Origin of the sequence: Frigoribacterium sp. RIT-PI-h (genome assembly GCF_001297205.1) — a bacterium.
Taxonomy (GTDB): Bacteria; Actinomycetota; Actinomycetes; order Actinomycetales; family Microbacteriaceae; genus Frigoribacterium.
In genome coordinates this window covers 1-12,437 of the sequence record NZ_LHOZ01000024.1, presented here as the reverse complement: position 1 = coordinate 12,437, position 12,437 = coordinate 1, and the positions used below count along the sequence as shown (strand labels likewise).

Here is a 12,437-nt window from a genome sequence, read left to right as displayed (position 1 = left end):
AGGCGACCCGCGCCTCCTGTCCGGCGTCCGCCTCGGCGACCGCGCCGCGGTCAGCGGTCGAGCAGCTCGCGGTAGTCGACGTGGTCGTCGACGAAGTCGACCACGAACGGGCAGAGGGGCACGACCCGCAGGTCGGTGTTCGCGCGCACGTCGTCGAGGGCGCCCTGGACGAGCCGGGCCCCGAGGCCTGCGGAACGTCGGCTGGGCTCGATCTCGGTGTGGGTGAAGCGGATCTCGTGGCCGACGACGTCGTAGGCCGCGAAGCCGATCGTCTCGCCGTCCTCGACGAGGGCGTACTGGTTCTGCGTGGGGCGGTTCTCTACCTCGGTGGTCATCCCGACACGCTACGCGCCCCCGGCCGGGAGTCGGGCACGTGTCGGTGCCCGGCAGGCAGCAGAATGGTCGGATGCCCCTCGACTGGACCACCGCCTCCCCGAGCCTCGTGGTCCAGGGCGACAACCTCGACGTCACGGTCCAGCTGCCCGACGGCGGATTCACGATCGTCTACCTCGACCCGCCGTTCAACACGGGGCGCCAGCAGCGGCGCCGGTCGACGACGTCGGTGCGCAGCGCCGAGGACTCGACCACCTCGGTGACGGGTTTCAAGGGCGTGCAGTACGAGCGCATCCGCGGCGATCTGATGGGCTACGACGACCGCTTCGAGGACTACTGGTCGTTCCTCGAGCCGCGCCTGGCCGAGGCCTGGCGGCTGCTCGCCCCCGACGGCACGCTCTACCTGCACCTCGACTACCGCGAGGCGCACTACGCGAAGGTGCTGCTCGACGCCCTGTTCGGGCGGGACTGCTTCTTGAACGAGATCATCTGGGCCTACGACTACGGCGCGAAGAGCCGCAACCGGTGGCCGACCAAGCACGACACGATCCTCGTCTACGTGAAGGACCCCAAGCGGTACCACTTCGACTCGACGAGCGTCGACCGCGAGCCGTACATGGCGCCGGGGCTCGTCACGCCCGAGAAGGTCGCCCGGGGCAAGCTGCCGACCGACGTGTGGTGGCACACCATCGTGTCACCGACGGGTCGCGAGAAGACCGGTTACCCGACGCAGAAGCCCGAGGGCGTGCTGCGCCGCATCGTGCAGGCCGCGAGCCGAGAAGGCGACTGGGTGCTCGACTTCTTCGCCGGCAGCGGCACCACCGGGGCGGTCGCCGACGCCCTCGGCCGACGCTACCTGCTCGTCGACAGCAACGAGGATGCGGTGGCCGTCATGCGCAGACGGCTCCCGTCGGCGCGGGTCGAGTCGGCCTGACGGCGTGCAGGTCGAGGGCCGAGACGGCCGTCGTCACCGAACCCCGGACGAACGACACGAGTTGCTCGTGGGTGAGACCCTGCATCTGCTGGGTGGAGAGACCCGACGAGCCGGTCATCGGACGACGCCGAGGGCGAGCAGCAGGGCGGCGACGAGGCTGACGCTCGCGCCGGTGGCGGCCGTCGCGATGACGGCCAGCGTGCGCTGACGGGCGGTGTCGCGCACCTCGGAGAAGGCGCTGCGGGCGGAGGTGGAGCGGTCGCTGCGAGCGACGTCGATCGTGGTCATGTTCGGCTCGTCTCTGGCACCCCTGCGATGCCTGGCGGAACTGCGGGACTTCGGACTGTCACGACACCGCCGTGAATCGGTGTCGCGCGGTCAGCCTGCCACGGAGATGGCTAGTCGATCTAGTCAGTTCACCAGCTGTTCGCTCAGCGGCTAGGACGAGGCGCGGCCGGTGTCCGCCCCGTCGGCCGGGTCGCCGTCGACGTGGTGGTCGTCGATCTCGATCGCGGCCGTCATGTTCTGCAGGAAGCCCACGACCACGGCGGCCTGGTCGGCATCGAGTGACTCGGCGGTCGAGATCATGCGGGCGTGCATCGCCGCCATGGTGTCGCGCACCTCGGAGTTCGAGTCGCCCGTGGCGGTCAGCAGCACGCCACGCTTGTCGGTCGGGTGCGGGTGGCGCAGCATGTGCCCGCTCGCGACGAGGCGGTTGATCAACACCGACGTCGACGCCGAGGTGATCTTCAGCTGGGCGGCCAACTCTTTCGCGCTGACGGGGTCGCCGAGCCTCTGGGCCCGGAGGAGGAAGCGGAGGGCCGCGAGGTCGGTGTCGTTCATCTTCATCGACTTGCGGGTGCGGGCCCGCATGGCGACCTCGGCGGCGCGGTAGGCGCGGAGGGTGTTCAGCACCGTGACGCCACGTTCTTCGGTGCTGCTGCTGTACCAATAGCCGGACGCGTCGAAGGGTGCGGCGGTGGCGTGCTGGTCGGGCATGCGGCGAGTCTAGACCACATCGCTAGCGTGTCTAGCTAAAAAATCATGGCTGATCAGGTTTTTTCTTGTTGTCACCCCCTGTGTCGTCGCTCGCCGCCGTTTTAGGCTGGTCAGGTCCGCCTCGAGTGGGCAGAGACGTCCCGCCGTGTCGACCGGAGCTTCACGCAGGGAATCGATCCGGTGGGGCGTCCCGTGACGGAGAAAGGCCGCACACCCTGTGGATGTGCGGCCTTCGGTCGTCTCGCCTCCCGCGTGAGCTTCACGGGCAGGGAACGCCGGACACGTGACGAACCGTTCGGCACCGAAGCGCCGTCGAGGGAACGCTACCCGACACCTGCCGTGTCGCGACACCAGCTCGCGCTCATCGGGCGCCGTCCGATCACCTCGACAGGCGCGCGATCACCTCGTCGGGCGCCGGATCAGGGCCGTGGCGGGGTGTCGTCACGCCGCTCGCGCGAGGGTGCGACGTCGATCGAACCGGTGTCGGGTGCGACGAGCGAGCCGGTCTGCGCGGCGACGGCCTGGGCCGAGAGCGCGGCGTCGGCGGCCACGGCGGCTCGCGCGTCGTCGGCGGCTTCGTCGATGGCCGACTTCTGCCGGAGCGGCGTGGCCTTGAGGAAGAAGCTCAGGACGAAGGCCACGAGCACGACCGCCAGGGCGACCCAGAACACGGTCACCGCTGCGTTCGCGAAGCCGTCGAGGAACGGCGCGGCGAGGCGTCGGTCGGCCGTGTTGAGGAACGACGTGTTGCCGTCGAGCGCTCCGCTCACCTGTGACGTGTCACCGTTGTCGGCCGCCTGGTAGAGCTTCAGGATCGAGGCGTTCGCCGGGTCGGTCAGCACCGACTGGTCGGCGAGGGCGGCCTGGGCTCGGCCCTGCAGGCCCGAGTCGGCGAACGCGGCGGCGATCGTCTGGGGGATGCGGCTGAACAGCACCGAGAACAGCACGGCCGTGCCCAGCGTCCCGCCGATCTGCCGGAAGAACGTCGACGCCGACGTGGCCACGCCGATGTCGCGGGCGCCGACCGAGTTCTGCGAGGCGATGGTCAGGGTCTGCATCAGCTGCCCGAGCCCCAGGCCGACGAGCAGCATGCCGACCATCATGAACCAGTACGGCTTGTCGAACGAGAGGTTCGTGAACCAGAAGAACCCGGCGGCCATGAAGGCCGTCCCCGTGATCGGGAAGATCTTGTACTTGCCCGTGCGGGAGATGAGCTGGCCGGCGACGATCGACGAGATCATCAGGCCGGCGATCATCGGCAGCATCTGGAAGCCGCTCTCGGTCGGTGTCGCGCCGTTCACGAGCTGCAGGTACAGCGGCACCGTCAGCAGGGCACCGAACATGCCGAAGCCGACGAGCACGCCGAGCACGGTCGCCATCGAGAAGGTCGGGTTGCGGAACAGCTTCAGCGGGATGAGTGCGTCGTCGCCCATCGACCGCTCGATCACGACGAAGGCGACGATGCCGAGGGCACCGATCACGTAGCAGGCGAGGGCGCCGGGCGAGCTCCAGCCCCAGATGCGGCCCTGCTCGGCCACCAGCAGCAGGGGGACGGCGGCCACGATGACGGCCGCGGCGCCGAACCAGTCGATGCGCACGTTCTCGCGTCGCTTCTGGCCCGGGATGTGCAGGAACCGCACGACGATGAACAGAGCCACGATGCCGATCGGCACGTTGATCAGGAACACCCAGCGCCACCCGGTGACGAACAGGATCTGGTCGGCTCCGGCGAACAGTCCGCCGACGAGCGGTCCGATGACGCTCGAGATGCCGAAGACGGCCAGGAAGTAGCCCTGGTACTTGGCACGCTCGCGCGGGGCGAGGATGTCGCCCATGATCGTCAGCGGCAGGGCCATCAGGCCACCGGCGCCCATGCCCTGGATGGCCCGGAAGATCGCGAGCTGGTACATGCTCTCGGAGAAACCGGCCGCGATCGACCCCAGCAGGAAGATCGTGATGGCGATCAGGAAGAGCGGCCGACGCCCGAAGATGTCGCTGAGCTTGCCGTAGATCGGCGTCGAGATGGTCGACACGATCAGGTAGGCGGTCGTCACCCAGGCCTGCAGGCTCAGCCCGTCGAGGTCGTCGGCGATCGTCCGCATCGAGGTGCCCACGATCGTCTGGTCGAGGGCCGACAGGAACATGCCCGCCATCAGGCCGAAGATCACATACAGGATCTGGCGGTGGGTCATCAGGCCCTCGCGCTCGGCGGGGGCCGTGGTCGTGGGGGCGGGGGCAGCGCTCGACATGGAGTCTCTTCTGTCTGGTGGGGGAGTCAGTCTGGTGGAGGAGGCGCGACTCGACATTGCGCGGTACGCAAAGTTACTTCACGAGCAAGATCCCGACAACAAGAGGAATCGTCCGTCCTCGACGTCAGGCGACGGCCGACCGTGCCCGGCCGACGCGCGTGACTAGGCTCGACGCGATGTCTCGACGCCCCTCCCTGCCCCGCCCCGCGCCCACCGTGCTGGCCGTCGTCCTCACGACCGGCCTGCTGGCCGCGTGCTCGCAGGGCGCGCCCGAGCCGAGCCCGACCACGTCGGCCGCGACCGTCTCGCCGACTCCGACGCCCACGCCCACCCCGACCCCGACCGAGGAGGCGCCTCCTACGTCCCCCACGACACCCGCGTTCGACAAGGCGGCCCGGTCGGTCGACGACCCCGCCAGCCTCTGGGTGGTCAGCGACAAGCGGCGCCCCCTCGCCCCGGTCGACTACGTGCCCGCCGACCTCGTCACGCCCGACGTGACCCACCAGAACCCGCCGACCCTGCGCGCCGAGGCCGCCGCCGCGGTCGTCGCCATGTTCCAGGCGGGCGAGGCCGAGGGGGCCGGGGCGTTCCAGGTGCAGAGCGCGTACCGCTCGTACGACACCCAGGTGAGCGTCTACGCCGGCTGGGTGCAGCGCCTCGGGCAGGCACAGGCCGACGCCCAGAGCGCCCGCCCCGGCTTCAGCGAGCACCAGACCGGCCTCGCCCTCGACATCAGTCCCGTGCCGCTCAGCTGTGCGCTGCAGGCCTGCTTTGGCGACACGCCGCAGGGGCAGTGGCTGGCGGCCAACGCGTGGCGCTTCGGGTTCTTGCTGCGCTACCCGGCCGACAAGGTCGCCGTGACCGGCTTCACCTTCGAGCCGTGGCACTTCCGGTACGTGGGCGTGCCGCTCGCCACCGAGATGCACGACACGGGCGTCACCACGCTCGAGGAGTTCTTCGGCCTGCCCGCCGCCCCCGACTACGCCGGCTGACCCCCTGGGACCCCCAGAAGTCGCCGAGACCCCCAGAAGTTGCCGAGACCCCCACTCGCGGGTGGGGGTCTCGGCGACTTCCTGGGGTGTGGGCCGTCGGCCCGGTCGGTCAGGCGCCCAGCGCGGCGTCGACGATCGTCTTGGCCTCGGCCTGGACGCGGGCGAGGTGCTCGGGGCCCTCGAACGACTCGGCGTAGATCTTGTAGACGTCCTCGGTGCCGCTCGGGCGGGCCGCGAACCAGGCCTTGTCGGTGACCACCTTGACGCCACCGACGGCCGCGTCGTTGCCCGGAGCCTTGCTGAGCTTCGCCGTGATGCGGTCACCGGCGAGCTCCGTCGCCTCGATGGCGTCGCCGTCGAGCTTGCCCAGACGCGTCTTCTGCTCTTTCGTCGCCGCCGCGTCGACCCGCTGGTAGACCGGGTCGCCGTACTTCTCGACGAGCTCGGCGTAGAGCTGCGACGGGGTCTTGCCGGTGACGGCGATGATCTCGCTCGCGAGCAGGGCCAGCAGGATGCCGTCCTTGTCGGTCGTCCAGACCGTGCCGTCCTTGCGGAGGAACGATGCCCCGGCGCTCTCTTCGCCGCCGAACGCGACCGAGCCGTCGACCAGGCCGGGGACGAACCACTTGAACCCGACCGGGACTTCCCACAGGCGACGCCCGTGCGACTCGGCGACCTTGTCGATGATGCTCGACGAGACGAGGGTCTTGCCGATCGCGGCGTCGTCGCGCCACTCGGGACGGTGCGTGTAGAGGTAGTCGATGGCGACCGCGAGGTAGTGGTTCGGGTTCATCAGGCCGCCGTCGGGCGTGACGATGCCGTGACGGTCGGCGTCGGCGTCGTTGCCGGTCAGCACGTCGAACTCGTCCTTGCGGTGCACGACGCTGGCCATGGCCGAGGGGCTCGACGGATCCATGCGGATCTTGCCGTCCCAGTCGAGCGTCATGAAGCGCCAGGTCGGGTCGACGCCGGGGTTCGTGACGGTGAGGTCGAGGCCGTAGACGTCGCGGATCGCGCCCCAGTACTCGACGCTCGCGCCACCGAGCGGGTCGGCGCCGATCTTCACGCCGGCCATCTTGATCGCGTCGATGTCGATGATGTTGACGAGGTCGCCCACGTAGCCGCGCAGGAAGTCGTGGCGGCCGGGCGTGCCGACACCGCGCTTCACGTCGACGTTGCCGGCGGCGATGATCTCGTTGGCGCGGTTCGCGATCCAGTTCGTGGCGTCACTGTCGGCCGGGCCGCCGTGCGGGGGGTTGTACTTGAAGCCGCCGTCGCGGGGCGGGTTGTGGCTGGGGGTGACGACGATGCCGTCGGCCTTGTCGGTGTTCGCCGGGTCGTTGTTGTAGACCAGGATCGCGTGGCTGAGCGCGGGCGTCGGCACGTAGCCGCCCTCGGCGTCGGCCAGCACCTTCACGTCGTTGCCGGTGAGCACCTCGACCGCGGTGCGCTCGGCCGGGCCGCTGAGGATGTGGGTGTCGCGCCCGATGAACAGCGGGCCGGTGATGCCCTGGCCTGCCCGGTACTCGACGATCGCCTGTGTGATGGCGGCGATGTGGGTCTCGTTGAACGCCGCGTCGAGCGAGGAGCCGCGGTGGCCCGAGGTGCCGAAGACGACCTTCTGCTCGACCTTGCTGACGTCGGGGACGAGCTCGTAGTACGCGGCCGAGACCTCTTCTGGGTCGATCAGGTCGCTGGCTTCTGCGGGTGTTCCGGCACGGTCGGTCATGGGGACATCCTGGCACCCGGCGCCGACCTTCGTCGCGGTGCCCGGGCGGCTCTCAGTAGGCTCCTCGTCATGCCGACCCGCGCCTCCTCGACGACCTACAGCTACCTCGGGCCCGCGGGCACCTTCACCGAGGCGGCACTGAAGCAGGTGCCCGAGGCCGTCGGCGCCACCTGGAAGAGCGTCAACAACGTCGGCGAGGCCCTGGCCGACGTCGTGTCGGGCGTCAGCACGGCCGCGATGATCGCCATCGAGAACAGCGTCGAGGGGGGCGTCAGCGCGACCCAGGACGCCCTCGCCACCGTCCCGGGCCTCCGCATCGTCGGCGAGTACCTGGTGCGCGTCAACTTCGTGCTCGTCGCCCGGCCGGGCACCCGCATCGAGGAGGTGCGGGTCGTCAACGCGCACCCGGTCGCCTACGCGCAGACCCACCGCTGGCTCGAGCGCGCCCTTCCCGGCCACGGGCACCTGCCCGCCTCGTCGAACGTGGCCGCCGCCGCGTCGTTGCTCGAGGAGGGCGGGGTCGGGGGCTCCGCGGACGCCGCGGTCGCGCCTCCCGGCATCACCGACCACCACGATCTCGAGGTGCTCGCCCACGACATCGGCGACAACGACCAGGCCGTCACGCGCTTCGTGCTGGTCAGCCGCACGGTGCCCGTGCCCCCCGCGACCGGCGCCGACAAGACGAGCCTGATCGTCGAGCTGCCGACCGACGGCTCGGGTGCCCTGGTCGACATGCTCGAGCAGTTCGCGACCCGCGGCATCAACCTCAGCCTGATCCAGTCACGGCCGATCGGCGATGCCCTCGGGCGCTACCGGTTCGTGATCGACCTCGAGGGGCACGTGCTCGACGAGCGCGTCGCGGACGCCCTGCTCGGGCTGAAGCGGTTCAGCCCGAGCGTGATGTTCCTCGGGTCGTACCCGCGTGCCGACGGTGCCCCGGCCGAGGTCTCGCCGCGGTACGACGACGAGGCCTTCGTCGAGGCCCGCGACTGGCTGCGCGGGTTGATCAGCGGCCTGCGCTGATCAGGAGCCTGCGCTGATCAGGAGTCGGCGCTGATCAGCGGGCTGCGCTGATCAGGAGTCGGCCGGGACGCGGACCGTGAGGCCGCCCGGGTCGACGACCGCGCGCAGGGCGACGGCCTTGCCGACCGAGTCGCCGTCGATCTCGAAGTCCTGGGGGGAGTCGAGACGCACGACGAGCTTCTTGCCCTTGTTGTAGCGCAGCGTGCGCACCTCGCGGCTGTTCGCGGCGAGGATGCGGCGGCCGACGTGCGTGCGGCGCAGGATGCCGTTCTCCCACACGATCTTGACCCAGATCTGCACCCAGCCGAAGAACCCCTCGGGGCGCAGGGCGACGATGTCGAAGATGCCGTCGTCGATCGCCGCGTCGGGCAGCAGCATGATGTTCGCCGGCAGCAGCCCGCAGTTGCCGACGATGATCGTGTGGGCGCGCATCGACTTGCGGCCCTGGTCGTCGAGCTCGTAGCGGACGTCGATGCGGTTGTCGTCGCGCAGGGCCCGTGCGATGGCGTCGACGTAGGCGAGCCAGCCGACGCGCTTCTTCAGCTCGTCGTTGGTGTTCGCGAGCATCTTGGCGTCGAGGCCGACACCTGCCATGACGACGAACGCCTTGGTCTCGCGCGAGCCGTCCTCACGCTCGATGTCGACGACGCCGAGGTCGATGTCGCGGTCGCGACCGCTGAACGCCGTCGCGATCGAGTCGTCGAGGTTGTCGAGCGAGAGCTCGAGGTTGCGGGCCAGCAGGTTGCCCGTCCCCGAGGGCAGCAGGGCGAGCGAGGCGTCGGTGCCTTGGAGGGCCTCGGCGACCGCACGCACCGTGCCGTCGCCACCGGCGGCGATCACCATGTCGACGCCCTCGGCGAGGGCCTGTTTCGTCACCTCGCCGCCCGGGTCTTCCTTGCTGGTCTCGTAGAACGTCGTGGGGCCCCAACCGTTCGAGAACTCGTGGCGCTGGACGGCCGTCTTGATCGCGTCGAGGTCGACCTTGATCGGGTTGTAGACGACCGCGGCGGTCTGGCGAGCCGTCTCGGGCTCGGGCGCCGAGGCGTGCTCGGCGGGGGAGGGGGAGGTGGCGGTCATGGGGCGAGCGTATTGGACGCGCCTCCGTGAAGTAACGAGAAGACGAAGGCTCGGTGGAGAACGTCTGCCGGGCAGGTGCCGTTGCCTAGGATGGGCGGGTGATCGATCCCCAGTTGCTCCGTGAATCCCCCGACCTCGTCAAGCTCAGCCAGCGGGCCCGGGGCGACTCCGAGTCGCTGGTCGACGACGCCGTGGCGGCCGACCAGGCCCGCCGCGCCGCGATCGCCGCCTTCGAAGACCTCCGTGCCGAGCAGAACGCCTTCGGCAAGACCGTCGCCAAGGCGCCGAAAGACGAGAAGAAGGCGCTCGTCGCGCAGGCACAGCAGCTCGCCGCCCGCGTGAAGGAGGCGCAGGTGGCCTCGAACGAGGCCGATGCGGCCTTCGACACGGCCGCGCGTGGCATCGGCAACCTGATCGTCGACGGCGTGCCCTCGGGCGGCGAAGAGAACTTCGTGACGCTCCGTGAGCACGGCACCCGCCCCTCCTTCGATTTCGAGCCGCTCGACCACGCCGACCTCGGCGAGAAGCTCGGCGCGATCGACATCAAGCGCGGCACGAAGGTGTCGGGCTCGCGCTTCTACTTCCTGCGCGGCATCGGTGCGCGCCTCGAGCTCGGCCTGATGAACATGGCCCTCGACCTCGCCCTGAAGAACGACTTCACGCCGCCGATCACCCCGACGCTCGTGCGACCCGAGGTCATGGCGGGCCCCGGGTTCCTGGGCCCACCCGCCGACGAGGTCTCCCACCGGCCCGCCGACGACCTGTACCTGACCGGCACGAGCGAGGTCGCGCTCGCCGGGTCCCACTCCGACGAGATCCTCGACGTCGAGGCGGGCCCGATCCGCTACGCCGGCTGGTCGACCTGCTACCGCCGCGAGGCCGGGGCCGCCGGCAAGGACAACCGGGGCATCCTGCGCGTGCACCAGTTCAACAAGCTCGAGATGTTCAGCTACGTGCACCCCGACCAGGCCGAGGCCGAGCACGACGCGCTCGTGGGCTTCCAGGAGGCCATGCTGCAGGCTTTGGGCCTCACCTACCGCGTGATCGACGTCGCGGCCGGCGACCTCGGCTCGAGCGCCGCGCGCAAGTTCGACATCGAGGCCTGGGTGCCGACGCAGGGCACCTACCGCGAGCTCAGCAGCACGTCGAACTGCACCACCTTCCAGGCCCGTCGGCTCGACACCCGGTACCGCACCGAAAGCGGCAAGACCGCTCCCGTCGCGACCCTCAACGGCACCCTGGCGACCACGCGCTGGCTCGTCGCGATCCTCGAGACGCACCAGCAGGCCGACGGTTCGGTGGTCGTTCCCGAGGCGCTGCGCGGCTACCTCGGCGGCCTCGAGGTCATCGAGCCGGTCGCATGAGCCAGGCCGCCGCCGCACCCCGGCCCGAGGACGAGCCCGTGGCCGCCGCCGACCGGTGGCTCGTCGCGCTCGACGTCGACGGCACGATCATGCCCGAGGACGGCACGATCTCCGAGGCCGTCCTGGGCGAGATCACGCGCCTCCACGACCAGGGCCACCAGGTCATGATCGCGACCGGGCGGTCGGTGTCGATGACCTTGCCCGTCATGGAGCGCCTCGGCCTCGTCTCGGACTACGTCGTCTGCGCGAACGGCGCGATCACCCTGGGCCGTGACGAGTCGGCCCCCACGGGGTACCGCCGCGTGCACGTGGAAGAGTTCGACCCGACCCAGGTGCTGTCGACGATCCGCGAGGCCCTGGCCGACGCCGGCGCCGGCTACGCCGTCGAAGACCAAGAGGGCCTGCTGCGGTACTGCGGGTCGTTCCCCGCCGCGGCGGCCGCACTCAACGCCGAGAAGGTCGAGTTCGACGACCTCGTCGGCCGGCCGGCGACCCGCGTGGTCGTCGTCTCGCCCGACCACGACACCGAGGACTTCCTCACGGCCGTCGAGCGCATGGGCCTGCAGCACGTCAACTACAACGTCGGCTGGACGGCCTGGCTCGACATCGCCCCCGACGGCGTCACCAAGGCCACCGCCCTCGAGCGCGTGCGTCGGTGGCTCGACGTGCCCCGGTCGCAGGTGCTGGCCGCGGGTGACGGGCGCAACGACATCGACATGCTGCGTTGGGCCGCCGGCGAGGGGCGTGGCGTCGCCATGGGTCAGGCGCCTGACGACGTCGCCGCGGTGGCCAACGAGCAGACGTCGAGCGACCTGGACGACGGGCTCGCCGAGGTGCTCGCGACACTCTGAGCCGGCTGTTCGCCCCGGCGTGTGATCGGGGTCGTCCGCTAGACTCGGCTCCGGTTGCTCGGTTGACGCACCCCGCCACGAAATGAACACGACGCCACGACAAAACGTGGCGTTTTGACCACATCGTGGCGGCGAAGCTCACCAGGCCACCGGGAGGGCTGTCCGAGCGGCCGATGGAGCTTGTCTTGAAAACAAGTGGGCAGAGATGTCTCGTGGGTTCGAATCCCACGCCCTCCGCCAGACGAGTCGCGCGTTCCGCACCGCGCCCTGGAGGGCGCCGACCGGGCGGACGCGTCGCTGGCGCGCCGCGGGGTTCGAATCCCACGCCCTCCGCCAGACGGGTCGCGCGTTCCGCACCGCGCCCTGGAGGGCGCCGACCGGGCGGACGCGTCGCTGGCGCGCCGCGGGGTTCGAATCCCACGCCCTCCGCCAGATGAGGCGAGGCCGGAAACCGGCCCGCGCCTCCTGGGGTGGACGGGGCTAGGCCTTGGCGGCGGCGTAGGTGGCGAAGGCCTCGCCGATCAGGGTGCTGAGCTCACGCCAGGTGGTGTCGTCGACCGAGACGGCGGAGTCGCCGTCGACGAAGCCGGCGTGCTTGTGCAGGATGTCCGAGCCCACGGCCGGCAGCATGAAGAAGTCACGCGTCCAGTCGTCGGTGTCGGCCATCACCGGCGCGCGGTACCAGTCGAGGTAGCCGTCGAAGACGTCGTTGCGCTCGTCGCCCTTGAGCCAGGTCTCGACCGAGTCCCGCCACGCGTCTCGATTGGTCTCGCCGTTCATGTGGTCCTCCCGGGCCTGGTGCGTGCGGGAGCGTCCGCGACCGCCGGTCCAGTGTCCCAGGTCGGTCGCCGCGAGGGCCGCTGCGGGCGCGGCGGCACGAGCCCGC

The 12,437-nt window shown here is 70.3% G+C and carries 12 protein-coding genes and 1 tRNA gene; 6 read left to right on the top strand and 7 right to left on the bottom strand.

Annotated features, from left to right (window positions below):
- Nucleotides 1-50: 50 nt before the first annotated feature.
- Nucleotides 51-335, bottom strand: coding sequence for a GNAT family N-acetyltransferase (locus AEQ27_RS01615; RefSeq protein WP_054145096.1), 285 nt, complete (start codon nucleotides 333-335; stop codon nucleotides 51-53).
- 71 nt (nucleotides 336-406) lie between these two features.
- On the opposite strand from AEQ27_RS01615, the gene AEQ27_RS01610 reads away from it, so the two are divergent.
- Complete coding sequence (locus AEQ27_RS01610) at nucleotides 407-1,267, top strand: site-specific DNA-methyltransferase (protein WP_054145095.1); 861 nt, start codon at nucleotides 407-409, stop codon at nucleotides 1,265-1,267.
- Between the two features lie 114 nt (nucleotides 1,268-1,381).
- Here the strand turns inward: AEQ27_RS01610 and AEQ27_RS17595 are convergent, their stop codons facing one another.
- The 3 genes from AEQ27_RS17595 to AEQ27_RS01600 form a co-directional block, all read right to left on the bottom strand.
- On the bottom strand, nucleotides 1,382-1,555 hold the full coding sequence (locus AEQ27_RS17595; protein ID WP_161805435.1) for a hypothetical protein: 174 nt from the start codon (nucleotides 1,553-1,555) through the stop codon (nucleotides 1,382-1,384).
- A 150-nt stretch (nucleotides 1,556-1,705) separates the two neighbouring features.
- Complete coding sequence (locus AEQ27_RS01605) at nucleotides 1,706-2,266, bottom strand: MarR family winged helix-turn-helix transcriptional regulator (protein ID WP_054145094.1); 561 nt, start codon at nucleotides 2,264-2,266, stop codon at nucleotides 1,706-1,708.
- 419 nt (nucleotides 2,267-2,685) lie between these two features.
- The gene (locus tag AEQ27_RS01600; RefSeq protein ID WP_054145093.1) at nucleotides 2,686-4,515 is read right to left on the bottom strand and encodes an MDR family MFS transporter; all 1,830 of its coding nucleotides are present in this window, start codon (nucleotides 4,513-4,515) and stop codon (nucleotides 2,686-2,688) included.
- Nucleotides 4,516-4,691: 176 nt separating this feature from the next.
- On the opposite strand from AEQ27_RS01600, the gene AEQ27_RS01595 reads away from it, so the two are divergent.
- Complete coding sequence (locus tag AEQ27_RS01595) at nucleotides 4,692-5,507, top strand: M15 family metallopeptidase (protein WP_054145092.1); 816 nt, start codon at nucleotides 4,692-4,694, stop codon at nucleotides 5,505-5,507.
- A 109-nt stretch (nucleotides 5,508-5,616) separates the two neighbouring features.
- On the opposite strand, the gene pgm is transcribed toward AEQ27_RS01595, so the two are convergent.
- A complete protein-coding gene (gene pgm, locus AEQ27_RS01590) occupies nucleotides 5,617-7,236 on the bottom strand; it encodes a phosphoglucomutase (alpha-D-glucose-1,6-bisphosphate-dependent) (protein ID WP_054145091.1) in 1,620 nt (539 codons plus the stop codon).
- A 69-nt stretch (nucleotides 7,237-7,305) separates the two neighbouring features.
- Between pgm and pheA the strand changes: the two genes are divergently transcribed.
- A complete protein-coding gene (pheA, locus tag AEQ27_RS01585; protein WP_054145090.1) occupies nucleotides 7,306-8,259 on the top strand; it encodes a prephenate dehydratase in 954 nt (317 codons plus the stop codon).
- A gap of 51 nt (nucleotides 8,260-8,310) precedes the next feature.
- On the opposite strand, the gene AEQ27_RS01580 is transcribed toward pheA, so the two are convergent.
- The gene (locus AEQ27_RS01580; RefSeq protein ID WP_054145089.1) at nucleotides 8,311-9,336 is read right to left on the bottom strand and encodes a diacylglycerol kinase family protein; all 1,026 of its coding nucleotides are present in this window, start codon (nucleotides 9,334-9,336) and stop codon (nucleotides 8,311-8,313) included.
- 98 nt (nucleotides 9,337-9,434) lie between these two features.
- On the opposite strand from AEQ27_RS01580, the gene serS reads away from it, so the two are divergent.
- The 3 genes from serS (at nucleotide 9,435) to AEQ27_RS01565 (ending at nucleotide 11,791) form a co-directional block, all read left to right on the top strand.
- On the top strand, nucleotides 9,435-10,700 hold the full coding sequence (gene serS / locus AEQ27_RS01575; RefSeq protein ID WP_054145088.1) for a serine--tRNA ligase: 1,266 nt from the start codon (nucleotides 9,435-9,437) through the stop codon (nucleotides 10,698-10,700).
- Nucleotides 10,697-11,551, top strand: coding sequence for an HAD family hydrolase (locus tag AEQ27_RS01570; protein WP_200908303.1), 855 nt, complete (start codon nucleotides 10,697-10,699; stop codon nucleotides 11,549-11,551). The genes serS and AEQ27_RS01570 overlap by 4 nt, the downstream gene beginning before the upstream one ends.
- Before the next feature lie 152 nt (nucleotides 11,552-11,703).
- Nucleotides 11,704-11,791: transfer RNA gene (locus AEQ27_RS01565), tRNA-Ser, on the top strand.
- A 240-nt stretch (nucleotides 11,792-12,031) separates the two neighbouring features.
- On the opposite strand, the gene AEQ27_RS01560 is transcribed toward AEQ27_RS01565, so the two are convergent.
- On the bottom strand, nucleotides 12,032-12,437 hold a 406-nt coding region (locus tag AEQ27_RS01560), incomplete at its 5' end, for a hypothetical protein (RefSeq protein ID WP_054145087.1).